General features: G+C 64.8%; 14 protein-coding genes and 1 pseudogene. 8 read left to right on the top strand and 7 right to left on the bottom strand.

What is annotated here, in order from left to right; all coding sequences use genetic code 11:
* The first annotated feature begins 187 nt into the window (after nt 1-187).
* Nucleotides 188-2491 carry an ATP-binding cassette domain-containing protein gene (locus RHODMAR_RS11170; RefSeq protein WP_008714492.1) on the top strand — a complete coding sequence of 768 codons (2304 nt, stop codon included), beginning with the start codon at nt 188-190 and terminating at the stop codon, nt 2489-2491.
* Nucleotides 2488-3501, top strand: coding sequence for an ABC transporter substrate-binding protein (locus RHODMAR_RS11165; RefSeq protein WP_008714490.1), 1014 nt, complete (start codon nt 2488-2490; stop codon nt 3499-3501). The genes RHODMAR_RS11170 and RHODMAR_RS11165 overlap by 4 nt, the downstream gene beginning before the upstream one ends.
* 1 nt (nt 3502) lies before the next feature.
* Here RHODMAR_RS11165 and RHODMAR_RS11160 read toward each other — a convergent pair whose 3' ends face one another.
* The 4 genes from RHODMAR_RS11160 to RHODMAR_RS11145 are packed head-to-tail and all read right to left on the bottom strand — an operon-like array spanning nt 3503 to nt 6262.
* The gene (locus RHODMAR_RS11160; RefSeq protein WP_051047950.1) at nt 3503-4009 is read right to left on the bottom strand and encodes an LpqN/LpqT family lipoprotein; all 507 of its coding nucleotides are present in this window, start codon (nt 4007-4009) and stop codon (nt 3503-3505) included.
* 20 nt (nt 4010-4029) lie between these two features.
* Nucleotides 4030-4992, bottom strand: coding sequence for a hypothetical protein (locus RHODMAR_RS11155; protein ID WP_157226060.1), 963 nt, complete (start codon nt 4990-4992; stop codon nt 4030-4032).
* On the bottom strand, nt 4983-5966 hold the full coding sequence (locus RHODMAR_RS11150; RefSeq protein ID WP_008714484.1) for a hypothetical protein: 984 nt from the start codon (nt 5964-5966) through the stop codon (nt 4983-4985). The genes RHODMAR_RS11155 and RHODMAR_RS11150 overlap by 10 nt, the downstream gene beginning before the upstream one ends.
* Nucleotides 5963-6262: a type VII secretion target gene (locus RHODMAR_RS11145; protein ID WP_008714482.1), complete on the bottom strand. Its 300-nt coding sequence runs from the start codon at nt 6260-6262 to the stop codon at nt 5963-5965. Before RHODMAR_RS11145 ends, RHODMAR_RS11150 begins: the two co-directional genes overlap by 4 nt.
* A gap of 154 nt (nt 6263-6416) precedes the next feature.
* On the opposite strand from RHODMAR_RS11145, the gene RHODMAR_RS11140 reads away from it, so the two are divergent.
* From RHODMAR_RS11140 to RHODMAR_RS11130, 3 genes and pseudogenes are all read left to right on the top strand, one after another.
* Nucleotides 6417-7535, top strand: a complete 1119-nt coding sequence (locus tag RHODMAR_RS11140; RefSeq protein ID WP_008714480.1) for a YbfB/YjiJ family MFS transporter — start codon at nt 6417-6419, stop codon at nt 7533-7535.
* A 263-nt stretch (nt 7536-7798) separates the two neighbouring features.
* A pseudogene (locus RHODMAR_RS11135) lies at nt 7799-9549 on the top strand (pyruvate dehydrogenase).
* 118 nt (nt 9550-9667) lie between these two features.
* A complete protein-coding gene (locus tag RHODMAR_RS11130) occupies nt 9668-10387 on the top strand; it encodes a TerD family protein (RefSeq protein WP_042938820.1) in 720 nt (239 codons plus the stop codon).
* Here the strand turns inward: RHODMAR_RS11130 and RHODMAR_RS11125 are convergent, their stop codons facing one another.
* The gene (locus RHODMAR_RS11125) at nt 10388-11455 is read right to left on the bottom strand and encodes a DNA polymerase IV (protein WP_008714473.1); all 1068 of its coding nucleotides are present in this window, start codon (nt 11453-11455) and stop codon (nt 10388-10390) included.
* A 34-nt stretch (nt 11456-11489) separates the two neighbouring features.
* Here RHODMAR_RS11125 and RHODMAR_RS11120 point away from each other — a divergent pair, with 34 nt between their 5' ends.
* Nucleotides 11490-11918, top strand: coding sequence for a DoxX family protein (locus tag RHODMAR_RS11120; protein ID WP_042938818.1), 429 nt, complete (start codon nt 11490-11492; stop codon nt 11916-11918).
* Here the strand turns inward: RHODMAR_RS11120 and RHODMAR_RS11115 are convergent.
* Nucleotides 11912-12904 carry an isopenicillin N synthase family dioxygenase gene (locus RHODMAR_RS11115; protein WP_008714470.1) on the bottom strand — a complete coding sequence of 331 codons (993 nt, stop codon included), beginning with the start codon at nt 12902-12904 and terminating at the stop codon, nt 11912-11914. The two genes, RHODMAR_RS11120 and RHODMAR_RS11115, sit on opposite strands and share 7 nt — an antisense overlap.
* 81 nt (nt 12905-12985) lie before the next feature.
* Here RHODMAR_RS11115 and RHODMAR_RS11110 point away from each other — a divergent pair, with 81 nt between their 5' ends.
* Both RHODMAR_RS11110 and RHODMAR_RS11105 read left to right on the top strand, forming a co-directional pair.
* Nucleotides 12986-13654, top strand: a complete 669-nt coding sequence (locus RHODMAR_RS11110; protein WP_042938816.1) for an SIMPL domain-containing protein — start codon at nt 12986-12988, stop codon at nt 13652-13654.
* A gap of 23 nt (nt 13655-13677) precedes the next feature.
* Nucleotides 13678-14427, top strand: a complete 750-nt coding sequence (locus tag RHODMAR_RS11105) for a YqjF family protein (protein WP_232433628.1) — start codon at nt 13678-13680, stop codon at nt 14425-14427.
* Here RHODMAR_RS11105 and RHODMAR_RS11100 read toward each other — a convergent pair.
* The gene (locus RHODMAR_RS11100; protein WP_198289433.1) at nt 14406-15026 is read right to left on the bottom strand and encodes a DUF6188 family protein; all 621 of its coding nucleotides are present in this window, start codon (nt 15024-15026) and stop codon (nt 14406-14408) included. The genes RHODMAR_RS11105 and RHODMAR_RS11100 overlap by 22 nt on opposite strands.
* Nucleotides 15027-15330: the final 304 nt, after the last annotated feature.

The raw sequence follows: 15330 nt of genomic DNA, 5'->3' as shown, positions 1-15330 counted from the left end.
GACTGCCGTTCAACACGGGGACCTTTCGACGCTGCAGTTGACGGGCTGCTGCCCGTACCCACAGTGAATCGACATACCGACAGGTTCGTTACGGCCACCGATCGCCAACATTTCCGTACACCGTACGGTAGACTGCGTCAGCCCCTGGCGACCATCGTCGGGCGCGGCGAAAGGCGACTCGAACGCAATGACCCCAATGCTGTCGAACACCCCAGACCAGCTGTCGACACCTGCCGAAGAACTCTCCACCATCATCGTTCGCGGAGCACGCGAGAACAATCTCCGCGACGTGAACCTCGACCTGCCCAAACGTTCACTCGTCGTGTTCGCGGGCGTCTCCGGGTCGGGCAAGTCATCACTCGTTTTCGACACCATCGCCGCCGAAGCCCAGCGGCAGATCAACTCCACCTTCACCGCGTTCGCCCAGACGTTCCTGCCCTCCTACGGCCGGCCCGACGCCGATCTGATCGCCAACCTGTCGGCCGTCGTGATCGTCGATCAGAAGCGCCTGTTCGGTGGCCCGCGCTCGACAGTCGGCACCATCACCGACATCGGCGACTGGCTGCGGATGCTGTGGTCCCGCGGTGTCACGCCGCAGATCGGGTACGCCAATGCATTCTCGTTCAACGACCCCGCCGGCATGTGCCCCGAATGCGACGGGCTCGGCGAGGCGAAGATCGTCGACCTCGCCGAACTGGTGGACGAGTCGAAGTCCCTGCGCGAGGGACCGTTCAAACACCCCGACTTCGAGGTCGGCAAATGGCCGTACCGCGTGTTCGCCGATTCCGGCCTGTTCGATCTCGACGTACCGATCGAGCAGTACTCGGCCCGTGAGCGCCACATCTTCTTCGACGCCAAGCCCGGCGAGGTCGACGTGACGAACCCGGACGCCGTCATGAAGAGCTACGAGGGGATCGTCTCCCGGTTTCGGCGCAGCTACCTGGCGAAGGACGCCGATGCGCTCAAAGGGAAGGCCAAGCTCGCGTTCGATCGCATCGTCACCCGCGGCACGTGCCAGGCCTGCGGCGGCTCCCGGTACAACGAAACCATCCGAGGTGCCGCCCTCGAAGGACTCTCCCTGCCCGACGCGTTCGCCATGCAGGTCTCCGAACTCGCCGATCGCATCGACGGCTGGCACATCACCGGATTGAGCGCCGTCACCGCCGAAATCGTCACTCAACTGCGCAGACTCGTCGACCTCGGGCTCGGCTACCTCAGCCTGGACCGCGCCACGTCGTCGCTCTCCGGCGGTGAATCGCAGCGCATCAAAATGGTGCGGCACCTCGGAGCCACGCTCAACGACATGCTCTACGTCTTCGACGAACCGACCACCGGGCTCCACCCCCGCGACGTGCACCGCCTCGACGACATGCTGCTCGCGCTGCGAGACAAGGGCAACACCGTCCTCGTCGTCGAGCATGACCCCGAGGTCATGGCCATCGCCGACCGCATCGTCGAGATCGGTCCGGGTGCCGGAAAAGCCGGTGGCACTGTCGTGTTCGAGGGAACCTTCGACGAACTGCGCCATGCAGACACCAGGACCGGCGCTGCACTCCGGCGCGAGGACCTCCGATTGCGCACTCCCCGTTCCCCTTCGGGCTGGCTGAGCATCACCGGTGCCGGCACCCACAATCTCCGCAACGTCAGCGTCGACGTGCCACTGGGTGTCCTGACGGCCGTCACCGGAGTCGCCGGTTCCGGCAAGTCCAGCCTCATACACGGCCACCTTCGTGATGTCGCACCGGACGCGGTCATCATCGACCAGGCACCGATCCGCGGATCGCGCCGCTCCTCCCCCGCGACGTACACCGGGTTGCTCGATCCGATTCGCGCCTACTTCGCCAAGAAGACCGGGCAGCCGCCGTCGCTGTTCTCCCCCAACTCCGACGGTGCGTGCCCCGACTGCCAGGGCAGCGGCGTCATCTTCACCGAGCTCGGGTTCACCGACCCGGTGACGAGTACGTGTGAGACGTGCCAGGGCAGGCGGTTCCGGTCGGGCGCAATCCGCCACACCGTCGACGGAATCAGCATCGCCGACATCTTCGAGATGTCCGTCGAGGATGCTCAGGACTTCTTCGACGTCAAGAAGATCCGCGACATACTCCGGCGGTGTCGGGACGTCGGTCTCGGCTACCTGTCGCTCGGGCAGAACCTGTCTTCGTTGTCCGGTGGGGAGCGCCAGCGCCTCAAGCTCGCCACCGAACTGGTCGGAGCATCGCCGGTGCTGGTTCTCGACGAGCCCACGACCGGTCTACATCCGTCGGACGTGTCGAACCTGATCGCCCTGCTGTCCGGAATGGCCGACGAGGGCAGGTCGGTGATCGTCATCGAGCACAACCTCGACGTCGTTGCCGCCGCCGACTGGGTCATCGACCTCGGCCCCGACGGCGGCCACAACGGCGGGTCGATCACCTTTACCGGAACCGTCGACGGGTTGGTGGCATCGGACACCCACACCGGCACGTACCTGGCACGCAGCCTGGGGCGATGACCGGCGACCCGATAGTGTTGGCGCTCCAGGGTCCGAGAAACACAGGGCCGAAATACACAGGAGTGGCAGTGCAGCGTCGATCGGCACGAATTATCTCAGCAGGGTTCGCGGTCGTTGCGCTCGTCGCAGCCGGGTGTGGCACCGCGACCACGGACACCCCGGCCGCCACCACCTCGGCGTCGAGCGGGGAGTTTCCGAAGTCGATCGCGTCGGGCTCCGACGGCGGCAGCGTCACCATCGACGCGATGCCCCGCACGATCGTGTCTCTGAGCCCGACGGCGACGGAAACCCTGTTCGCCGTCGGCGCGGGAAAGCAGGTGGCGGCCGTCGACGATCAGTCGGATTACCCGACCGACGCTCCGAAGACCGGTCTGTCGGCGTTCACGCCGAGCCTCGAGGCGATCGTTGCGTACGACCCCGATCTGGTGATCACCTCGACCGACCTGGGCATCGTGTCGTCCACTCTGGCCGAGGCCGGCGTCCCGACGCTGCTGCTCCCGGCCGCGACGAGCCTCGACGACGCGTACTCGCAGATCGAACTCATCGCGGACGCGACCGGGCACGACTCCGATGGTGCCGCGGTGGTCGCGCACATGCGTGACCGGATCGACGCCGCCGTGGCGAGCGTGCCGACTCGCGACGAGCCGTTGACGTACTTCCACGAACTCGACGACACGTTGTACACGGTGACGAGCGAGAGCTTCGTCGGCCAGATATACGGCCTGTTCGGCCTCGAGAGCATCGCCGACGGCTCCGATGCCGGCGACTACCCACAGCTGTCCGCCGAGACGGTGATCACCGCCGATCCCGATGTGGTGCTTCTCGCCGACGCCCAGTGCTGCGGTGTGACAGCCGAATCCGTGAAAGCCCGGCCGGGATGGGGATCGATACCGGCCGTCCGGGACGGCAGGATCTTCCCGATGGACGAAGATCTGTCGAGTCGATGGGGGCCCCGCATCGCAGACCAAGCGGAAGCCGTCGCCGCAGTGGTTCAGCAGATACCTGCGTAGGTCAGCCCCGCCCGATCCGCACCTCGTCGACGAACTCGTCTGCAAGCCGACCCATTCGATCACGAAGCGAGTCCGGCAGGGTCACCGTCACCTGCACGAGGTACTGATCCACGATGTGGTGAACGACGACGTAGCGGGTCCGGGCGAAGAGCAGATGCCCATCCCACTCGTACCGACCAGCGATCGAGACGGACGGTAAACCGCGCAGTGGGGCTCGATCGCGGCTGACCTCGAGCCAGCCCGGTAGCACCCGGGAGTCTCCGAAGCCACACTCCAGCAGAGATTTCGAGTCGACCGATCGCGTGAGCTTCCCGACCAGAACCATCGCGTTGGGCACGAACCCGTCGACTGCGTTCTCCGATGAGCACAGCACCGTGGTGGCGTGCGGGAAGAGATGTTCGGGAACGGCGTCCCAGCCTGGCAGCGCCGGTAAGTCGAGACCGAACCTGTCGCATTCGCTGCGATGCGCGGGCACGAGTTCAACACCCTGTCGGTTCAAGAAGCTCACGATCGTGTGATCCCTAACAGTCACTGGACTACGTCCTTCGCAGCCGGGGCCGATGCAGCAAGGTCGGTTCTTATGCGCTCGAACAGGCCGGGTGGGCGCAACAACTCGCGCGCCTCGTCGCGGCCCAGTTGCTCACGAGCCCAGGGATTGTCGCGACACCACAGCAGCAGAGCGAACAACGAGTTCGGTTCGACCTTTTTCTCACACGCCATCAGTACGAGTATCCGATCCGACTCGATACTGTCTCCGCGGTACACGACTCGGATAGTCGGGTACCAGTGCGGATGCGACATGGCCGGATTCGGATGACCTTGCGGTTGCAGATCGCTAATTTTGTCCCACGGGACGACGGTGATGTCGCGGACCACCTTCCATCCGCGGCGTCGATAGATCTCCTGCACGATGCCATCCGGGTGCAGTGAGATTCCGGTCCGGTTGACGATGAGCACACTCAGGGCGAAGAACAGGACGAATATCGGAGCGCCGAAGTAAGCCATGATCTCGGTCCTGAGCTGGTGACGCGCTGGACCTACGGGTTCGTCGCCCCGCCAACGGAAGTAGGACACGCCGACCAACAACGCGAGTGCGAGAGTTCCGCTCCGATACAGGACGGCCCCTCGCCCCGGCACTGCCAACCCTCGTCCGACTCCGGCGACGTCGACCGGTCGAACGAAACGCGACAGCCGCGCACCTCCGATGCCGGACAACACCACAGCCAGTGCGAGCGGTACCAGCACCACGAATGCCAGCCACGCCATCGAGAGGAGGATGTCCGAGTCGAGCGTTCCGAACAGTAGAACGACGGTCGCGATTGTCGCGGCAAGTACTGCGAACAGGACGACGAACACTGATGACCAACCGAGATGAACACTGCGCCACGCTCGCACCCACACTGGTTTCTTCTGCCCTACAACGCTTTTACGCAGCGAACAGGCACCTTGCTTCGAGATGGCGTCATTGTCGTCGTATTCGATCATTTCCACGTCGCCTCCAACAGCTTGGACACGCCATAAGTGACGGCTCCTCCCAGAGCGATCCCGGCAGCGGCACCGGCTACTGTTCCCGGCCCTGGAACGATCGAACCCGCCACTCCGCCGATGGCACCGAACGCCCATGTCGTGGCAGCCCCGGCAGCGATCGGTGCTGCCTCGACGAGTACAGCTTTGGTGGGGTCCATCCCGTCGTCGATGTTGTCGGCGATGCCGGGAATCGCTCCGGCCACAGCACCGAACGCTCCCAGTCCGCGCCCGATGTTCTTGGCGACGTCGTCGACCGAATCGACACCCGGGAGCTCGAGTGCCTTCCTCGTCACGTCGGCCATGCCCCCGATCACCGTCGACGCTATGGTCGTCGGCCAGTCGGGCATCCACGAGAACGATCCGTCCGGGTTGTCGACGAATTTCCCGGTCGGGCTGCCCAACGCCAGCTCGGTCAGCTTCATCGTCGGTTCGGCCAACTGCCGCGCAGCGTCCACCGCAGCCTGCTCGGCGTGCCGCAAAGCAGCCTGTATGTCGGCGGTCAATTGCGCTGCATCGGAGCGTAGTTCGTCAGCTCTGCGCATCTTCTCGTCGCCGAGACTGTCCGGAATCAACGCGACCATCCCGTCGGGGTTCACCACGCCGTCGGCCGCGACGGCAAACCCGCTCATCGTCGCCGCCGACACCTGCGCCTGCAGGTGCGTCTTGGCGGCGTCGACGATTCCCGCTGCACGCTCGAATGCGGCCCCCAGTGTCGTGATCTCGTTGCAGACCCAACCCATCCGGGAGCATTCGGCCACGACACGTTCGGCTGCGGCGTCCGCTGCGTCGCCGGTCCACGTCTCGGCCAGCACATCCTGCTCGTCGAGCACCCCGGTGCGCCGGCCGTCCACGCGTGCGACGATCTCGGCCAATTCGATCATCGTCTTGCGCATCGACTCCGGCTCCCACCCGGCGACGTGCGGCACCGTCGTAGTCATTTCGGCTGGTCCATCGATGCGAGGCGTCGGGACAGCTCGTCATCTGCGATCTCGTAGTTCTGCGCGACCCCGCGTGCGATGTCCGCGACACATTCCGCTCGCCCAGCCAGCGCGGCAACGGCTCCCGCGGCTGCCGCGGCTGCCGCCGCGCATGCGTTGTGGAAATCGCTGCCCGGCAATGCATTTTCCGAGCGACGGAACGGTGCGAGAGCATCGACGTTCCGAATCGCCTCTCCGGTCCCCGACAACATAGTCGAGAACTGTTGCAGGATCGCCGGATCCACATTCACTGTCATGACGCTCCCCCGAGTCGCTCCGAATCGACGCTCAATGTTCGGCGTCATCGGGTTGGACGCAGATCGGCGTCGATCGGTTCCCTGCGGTCCGCGTCGAGAGACGCGAATGCCGCGGAGTACCGTTGGCTCGGCTAACGATCTAGGGGTGTGGGCAATGACCGGACGTCGAATATCGTTCGCTGCCGCGGCCGGACTCGCGGCTGCGATGGGCGTCGGACGATTCGTATTCACACCGCTGCTGCCGATGATGGTCGGCGCAGCCGAGGTGACCCCCAGCGGCGGCGCCGTCATCGCGACCGCCAACTACGCCGGCTACCTCGTCGGCGCGGTCGTGCTGTCCCTGCGACCCTCGATCAACACGACGGTATCGTTCCGGCTGTGGACGGTGCTGCTCGTCGGTAGCGAATCAGGCATGGCCGCAGTACATTCCACTGCTCTGTTCTCGGCGCTGAGGTTCCTGGCCGGCGTGGCGAGTGCAGCGATCTTCATCGCCTGCGCGAGCACCGTCACGAAGCATCGCACCGATGGGGCCTCGCCGGGCATCGCTTTCGGCGGCGTCGGCGCAGGTATCGCAGCGTCGGGAATCCTGACGCTGCTCGTCGGGCCGCATCTGTCGTGGGAGGCGTTGTGGGTGTGCTCGGCGGTGCTGACTGCGATGCTTGTCGTTCCGGCGTGGACGCTTCCGGTCCATCCTGAGCCTTCGACTCGATCCGCGACCGGCGACATCGACAGCCGGACCAGGGCGCTGTGGCGAACGTTGCTCGTGGCGTATTTCCTCGAAGGACTCGGCTACATCATCGTCGGCACATTTCTCGTCGCGGCCGTCGGTGGCCACGGCAATACGTCGGTGGGTCCGACGGTGTGGATCGTTGTCGGACTCGCCGCGGTGCCCGCGACAGTGCTGTGGCAGGGAGTTGCCCGCCGAACCAGCATGCGCAACGCGCTGGTGGCAGCATTCGCATTGCAGTCCGTCGCCGCACTGCTGCCCGCCCTTACCAGCAACACCGTCGCCGCTGTGTTGTCCGCCCTGCTGTTCGGTGGAACCTTCATGGGCATCACGATGCTGACGATGAGTACCGCACAGACGCTGCCCATCGGCCGTACGGCGGCGACGCTGACGGCGATCTACGGCGTCGGACAGGTACTGGGTCCGCTGATCGTCGCGCCCGCGATCGGAGACTCGTACTCGATGGCCTTCGCCATCGCGACCGCTGTACTGATCCTCGGGACTGCCGGCGCAGTGCGGGTATCGCAACTGACCGGGCGGCGCTGAGCGATGCTGTTCCCAACTGTTCCGCCGTGCAGGGATCGGGACCCTCCACGGCGTCGGGCGAATATCCACAATGATCACTCGAGACCGGCAGGACGATCGCCGCGTGACGGAGATCGCCTCTGCCTTCACCAGCGTTTACCTTTTGACGGTCGCATCGCCCTGCATTTCGATGTTTGGTACGCCCGCGGCACAGGGAAGGCGTTCACTTGGCGCACGTGAGGCACATCGATCCGAACGCGCCACTACATCCGAGGAGTACTTCCATGCCCACCACAGTGGCCGATCAACTCGTTCGAGGACTCGTCGACGCCGGCGTCCAGCGCATCTACGGCATCGTCGGCGACAGTCTGAACCCGGTCGTGGACGCCGTGCGTCGAACCGGCGGGTCGGCCAAGGGCGGCATCGACTGGATTCACGTACGCCACGAGGAAGCCGCCGCGTTCGCGGCATCGGCCGACGCGCAGACCACCGGCACACTCGCTGTCTGCGCAGGCTCCTGCGGGCCCGGCAACTTGCATCTGATCAACGGTCTCTACGACGCACACCGTTCCGGCGCGCCGGTCCTGGCTATCGCCTCACATATCCCCAGCAGCGAGATCGGCTCGGGATACTTCCAGGAAACGCACCCCGACCGCCTTTTCGGCGAATGCTCGCTCTACAACGAGTTCATCTCCACCGCCGAGCAGGCACCTCGGGTGTTCCGCGCAGCGATCAATGCCGCCATCACCGGCGGTGGCGTGTCGGTACTGACACTGCCCGGCGACATCGCCGAGTTGTCCTCCGCCGGGCAGATGGACCCGATCGCGATACCCGCGGTGCCGGTCGTCACCCCGCCGGCAGCAGACATCGAGAAGCTGGCCGAGGCCATCAACAGCGCCGAGAAGGTCGCTATCTTCGCCGGCTACGGCGTCAAGGATGCCCACGACGAGGTGATCGCATTTGCCGACACCATCGGAGCTCCCGTCGGACATTCGTTGCGCGGCAAGGAATTCATCCAGTACGACAACCCGTACGACGTCGGGATGACGGGTTGCTCGGCTACGGGGCTGCGCATGCGGGGATCCACGACGCCGATCTGCTCATCCTGCTCGGCACCGACTTTCCGTACCAGCAGTTCCTACCCGAGGACGTCACGACCGCGCAGATCGACATCGATCCGACGAAGCTGGGACGTCGGACATCGGTGCAGTACCCGATTCACGGTGACGTCGGTGCCACGCTGAAGGCGTTGCAACCGTTGGTCACTCGCAATACCGACCGCCGCTACGTGGAGAAGTGGGTGGACAAGCACAACGATCTGATGGGCAAGACCGTCGGCGCGTACACCCGCAACGCCGAGAAGCTCGTGCCGATCCATCCCGAGTACGCCGCGTCGGTACTCGACGACCTCGCCGCAGACGACGCCGTGTTCACCACCGACACCGGTATGTGCAATGTGTGGACTGCGCGCTACATCAACCCCACCGGCCGAAGGGCTTTCGTGGCCTCGATGCTGCACGGCTCGATGGCCAACGCGTTGCCGCACGCAATCGGCGCGCAATTCGCCAACCCGGGCCGCCAAGTGGTCTCGATCTCCGGCGACGGCGGCTTCTCGATGCTGCTCTCCGAACTGCTCACCGTCGCGATGTACAAGCTGCCCGTCAAGATCGTGCTGTTCGACAACTCGACGCTGGGCATGGTCAAGGCCGAGATGCTCGTCGACGGTCTGCCCGACTTCGGCGTCGACGTACCCCCGGTCGATTACACCGGCATCGCTGCTGCAGCGGGTATCCACGCACAACGCGTCGAACAGCCCGAGGACATCCGCGGCGCACTGGAAACTGCGTTCGCGGTCGACGGCCCGGCGCTGGTTCAGTTGATCACCGATCCGCTCGCCCTGTCGGTCCCGCCCACCATCACCGGAGAGCAGATCAAGGGATTCGCGCTCGCGATGAGCAAGGTGGTTCTCAACGGCGGCGTCGGAGAAGCGGTCCGGATGGCCAAGTCGAATTTGCGCAACGTGCCGCGCCCTTAGTCGGTTGCACGGTTGCGTCGGTGCGGGCACGTGGCCCGCCCGAGTTGCGGTTATCCTCGACGGACCGCCCAAACCGGACATCGCGATCCGGAAACAGACCGTATCGGAAGGCACCACCATGGCCATCGACTACACCCGCAAGCCCTCGACCGGGCAGTCCTCGACCGGGCAGTCCTCGTCATCGCAGGCTGGAGCCCCCGTCAGCCTGAGCAAGGTGACGCTGTCCAAGGCGTCGCCGACCATCAGCCTGACCAAGTCCGGTGAGAAGCAGGGTTCCATGCGGGTGAACCTCAACTGGTCGACCGGTGCACCCGCGGCACCGCCGAAGAAGAAGGGCTTCCTGGCGAAGTTGGCCGCCGCGTCCTACGGTGCCGGCGGAGTGGATCTCGATCTCGGTTGCCTCTACGAACTGAGCGACGGCACCAAGGGCGTCGTCCAGGCACTCGGCAACAGTTTCGGTTCGCTGCAGGATGCCCCGTTCATCGCGCTCGACGGTGACGATCGCTCGGGTTCGGTCAGCGGCGGCGAGAACATGCACATCAACCTCGCCCACCCCGAGAAATTCACCCGCATCCTGATTTTCGCCATGATCTACGACGGCGCACCGAACTGGGCTGCGGTCGACGGAGTGGTGACGCTCTACCCCACCAACGGACCGCAGGTCGAGGTTCGCCTCGACTCGGCCGAGAACTCTGCACGAATTTGCTCGATCGCGTTGTTGGAGAACACGTCTGTAGGAATCACCGTCACTCGCGAGGTCGAGTACATCCAAGGCAGCCAGGCCGACCTCGACAAGAAGTACGGCTGGGGACTCCGCTGGGCGGCAGGCCGGAAATAGTCACAGGCGTTGCGGCGGAGCCATTTCCAACCGAACGCCGATCAACCTGACCTCTCGGCTGTGATCCAGTCGATCCACCAGTGCCACCGCAGCCGAGGTGAGGAGTACCGGGTCGAACGTCGGTGTGCCGGCGATCGGCGCGCTGACGGTGTGGGTCTCGAACGGTGCGTAGCGGATCTTCAACGCTGCTCTGATGGCCGGTCTGTTCTCGGCTTCGATGTCGGCCAACACCTTCGACGTGAGCGCGGCGACCTCGTGCCGGACGACGTCCCAATCTGCCACGTCGGTCTGGAACGTGATCTCGCGACTGTGTGACCGCGCAACCCAGGGCTCGGAGGTGACCGGCGAACGGTCGATTCCCCGACCCTTGGTGCCGAGCCAGGGCCCGATCTTCGGCCCGAATGCCGCGGCCAGGTCTGCGTCGTCGGCATCGGCCAAGTTGCGAACGGTCGAGATATTCAGGGCGGTCAACCTTTTCGAGATCTTCTTGCCGATTCCCCACAGGGCGTCGGTGCCGCGCTCACCCATCACCTCGAACCAATTGTCCTGCGTCAGTCGATATATCCCCTGCGGCTTGTCGAAGTCGGTGGCGATCTTGGCGCGCAGCTTGTTGTCCCCGATTCCCACCGAGCAGTGCAGCCCGGTCGCGTCGAACACGGCGTCGTGCACGGTCTGCGCGAAGCGCTCGGGGTCGTCGGTGTCCACACCGAGAAACGCCTCGTCCCAACCGATCACCTCGACGACGGCACCCAGCGTCCGCAACGTGTCCATCACCATCTCCGACGCCTCGTCGTATGCCGGTTTGTCGACCGGGAGGAAGACCGCGTCGGGGATCTTCTTCGCGGCGACGCGCAGCGGCATCCCGGAGCCGACCCCCTTGGCCCGGGCCTCGTAGGAGGCCGTCGAGACAACTCCGCGTTCGGTGGGATCTCCCCTACCGCCGACCACCACGGACTTGCCCGCCAGATCGGGGTTGCGCAGCACTTCGACGGCAGCGATGAACTGATCGAGGTCGACGTGCAGTACCCATCGGCGACGCGCTGGGTCGGTTGGGGTGCTCCCGGTCATGGTGCTCAGTGTGCCCGTGGTGTCTCATGACGCCATGACGAAATCGATATCTCGTACCATCGGGCGGGTCGTACTCGGGGCATTCCTGGTCTTCGCCGGCCTGAGCCACCTGTTCTGGGCGCGTACTGCCTTCGCGGCGCAGGTTCCTCCGTGGGTACCGCTCAGCTCAGACTTCGTCGTGCTGGCATCGGGCGTCGTAGAGATCGTGCTCGGCCTGGCATTGCTGTTCTGGACCGCTCGCGCGCCGCTCGTCGGTTGGGTGGTCGCCGCGTTCTTCGTCGCAGTGTTCCCCGGCAACATCTCGCAGTTCCTCACCCACACCGACGCATTCGGGCTCGACTCCGATGCAGCGCGAGGAATCCGATTGCTGTTTCAGCCCCTGCTGATCGTATGGGCACTGTGGTGCACCGGAGCATGGGCCCAGTGGCGCGCTTCACGTCAGGGCCGCAGCCCGCGTCAGTAAGCAGATCTCTGCCCGGCCGGAACGATGCCGTGGTGCAACTGAGCCACATCAGGGTGTGCACGTGTCCGGGACTTCCAGGCGTTCTCGCCGTAGGTGCTGTAGATCGGGTTGTCGGGGTCGCTCTCCACACCCCGCGAATGCTGCGCCAATTCGGGCGGCAGCTCGATGACAGGTACGACGGCATCGAGGGCGGGACTCAGAAAGTGCGGCACCGATATTCGGTCGGTGCCGGGCCCCGGAGCGACCACCCGATGCCGCGTAGCCCGTAAGTAGCCGCCGGTCGCCACTTCCAGTAGCTCGCCGATATTGACGATGAATGCCCCGGCCAGCGGAGGCACGTCGATCCAGGCATCGGGGGTCGTCTCCACCTGCAGTCCGGTCGACTCGGGCTCGACGAGCAGCAGCGTGAGTACACCGGAGTCCTTGTGCGCACCGACGCCCTGAGAGTGATCGGGAGTACCCGGGTAGCGAACAACCTTCATGAGGGTGGCGGGCGCGGTGGCGAACGCACCGTCGAACACGTTCTCGGCAGCCCCGAGGGATCGAGCCCAGTGTCTGAGCAGTCGAAGACCGAGGGTCGAGACCGTCTGCTCCCACTGCTGGAACGTCTCTCGGAATCCCGCGGGCTGCGACGGCCACAAATTGGGGCCCTGAAGATTCCAGTACCCGTCCGCGTCCTCGATCGCCGGGCGCTCGGGTCCGATATCGATCTGCTCTCGCCAATCCACCCGTCCGTTGGTCAGCTCCCCGCCCACGCGCGAGTAGCCCCGGAAGTGCGGACTCTTCAGCTGACTGATGTCGTCCTTGACGCGCTGCGGTACCTCGAAGAACTGCCGGGCCAGACGCAGTACGTCGTGCATCCGTTCGGTCTCTATCCCGTGTCCGACGAGATAGAAGAAGCCGGACCGATGCGCAGCATCGCGCAGCGACCGCTGGAAAGACCGGGGATCGTCGTCGGCCGAAGCAAGATCGAGAACAGGAAGCATGTTGGCGATTGTCCTCCCCTCCTGACGCGTCGGCCAGCAGTGTTCGGGTTCGATGAACTCTCGGATGCCAGACTGGACGACATGAGCGCGGAATCACTCGACATCACCGTCGTCGGTCACGGCGCAGCCACCTACCCGCCGGAACAGTGCACGCTGTCGCTGACCGTTCGTACCGACGGACGTACGGCGGAATCCGCGTCCGAGCCGGCCCAGCAGCTCGTCCGCGAGCTCACTCGGCTCGTGGAGCCGCTCTACAACAGCGATGGTGGCCCCATCGAACGGTGGTCCGTGGACCAGGTCCGTCACTCCCGGCATCGCCCCTTCAATCAGGACGGCGAACAACTTCCCTACCTCTACCAGGCCGAGGCGTCGGTAGAAGTGCAGTTCAGCCAGCTCGACCTCGTCGATGCCTTCGTATATGCCGCCTCTGCCCTCGACGGAGTGTCGATCGACCACTTCGACTGGGACCTCACCGAATCGAGCACCGTCTCCCGCACACTCGCAGTGCGCGAACTCGCCGTCCGCGACGCGGTAGCCAAAGCCGAGGCCTACGCGTCGAGCCTGGGGAGAACGGGCGTGCATGCTGTCGCTGTCGCCGACCCAGGCCTGCTGCCGGGGACCGCCGAGCACGGTGGCACCGACTCCTCCCCCCGCATGTTCGCCGCGAAGTCGGCCCCGGCCGGGTTCGCACTCAAACCCGAGAACATCACGATCACCGCGAGCGTGCACGCCCGATTCACTGCTTCCTGACGCAGCGCGGATACGCTCGAACGATGAATCGAGACGATGCCCGACGCCTCTGGCCGCGGCCACCGCTGCTGCCTCGTCCGATCGTGATGGATCAGCGATGGGAACGGCTGGTCTTTCTGCACTGGCGAGTCCCGAGTTCGGTGGTCGCCCCGCTACTCCCCGAGGGGTGTGAGCCCGACGAGTTCGACGGCTCTTCCTGGGTCGGCCTGATCGGATTCCACATGGTCGGTGCCGGACTCGGATACAGGCATCCTGTTCCGTACTTCGGCACTTTCGGGGAGATCAACGTCCGTCTGTATTCCGTGGACGCAGAGGGTCGACGCGGCGTCGTGTTCCGATCTCTGGAGGCCAGCAGACTCGCAGTCGTATTGGGCACCAATGCAGCTCGCATTCCGTATCGCTGGGCATCGATCGACATAGACGACGACACCACGACGATCGGGTACCGCAGCCGGCGGCTCGCCCCGCCGCACCGCGGATCCACGACTGATTTCGGCGTCGTCCGGGGAACGCGCGACATGTCCGAGGATTCGCTCGCAGTGTTCCTCACCGCTCGTTGGGGATTGCATACCTCGCTCGCCGGTCGCCTGCTCTACGTACCGAACGTGCACCGGCACTGGCAACTGGTCGACGCAGTACTAACCCACTGCATTGACGAACTCGTCGCTGCGGCAGGTCTGCCCGGCGTCAGTACCCGCCCGCCCGACTCGGTGCTGTACTCACCTGGTGTCGAAACCCAATTCGGCAAGCCCTACACAGTCCGCGGCCGATAGAAGATCACGTGACCCGAGGACAGTTCGACGACCCAGTCTTCTGCAGTCGCGTCGCCCTCGCTCGCGGCTGAACTCCAGGTGACGCTTTCCCGCAACACCAGGTAACCGGAATCGAGTGGCAACTCGAACAAAAGGGTCCGTCCGTCGGAGAATTCGACAGCAGCGTCGTCACCTGCCGACAGCCGGACGACAGTTGCGCCGATGGATGGGAGGCCTTCGACGGTGGGCGCACCCGCACCGTGGTGCTCAGGCGCCGGCCACGATTCGACGACCCCATCGGGCCCACACAAAACCGTCGAACCGTCGGGAGCGCAAAACTCCCACGACTCGACTTCCTCTCGCGGGCGAGCCAAGACCGCGTGCTCACCATCGAAAACCATTCGGAGCGTGCCATTTTCGTCATAGTCGGCGTCCTCGCAGACAAGACCATGCAGCGCCGCGAGAGCGCGCAGACCCTCGAACTGATTGTCCTCATCGACGGTGAGATCATCGATAGTCACTTCGCTGAAGGACACAGTCGCATGATTGTCGAATTCGATGGTCAGATCGAAATCGAGCAGAATCCTGCTGACACGGTGCTGACCGACGGCGAGTTTCATCGATGATGACTGTGCCACACAAACAAGTCACGACAGAGAATCTGAGCCTCCGACACGGACTCGATAGGCGCTGATGCGTAGGCGAGGCCGCGAATTCTGCGGTTCGCGAATGCGCGCGCGTTCGTCGGATGCGAGCGGAATGGTGTTTGGTGGTGTGGCGATTGTGGACGCGTGTGGCGAGTGCGCGCGCGTTCGTGTGGGGATCTCCGCGCCGGTCCCCTTCACCTGGTCCGACGCTTCGCGGATGCGTGCGCGTTCGTCAGAGGCGAGCGGAATGGTGTCCGCTGGTGTGGCAATTCCGAAC

It is taken from the genome of Rhodococcus sp. AW25M09, from assembly GCF_000333955.1.
Classification (GTDB): Bacteria; Actinomycetota; Actinomycetes; order Mycobacteriales; family Mycobacteriaceae; genus Rhodococcoides.
This window is presented reverse-complemented; position numbering and strand designations above follow the sequence as displayed.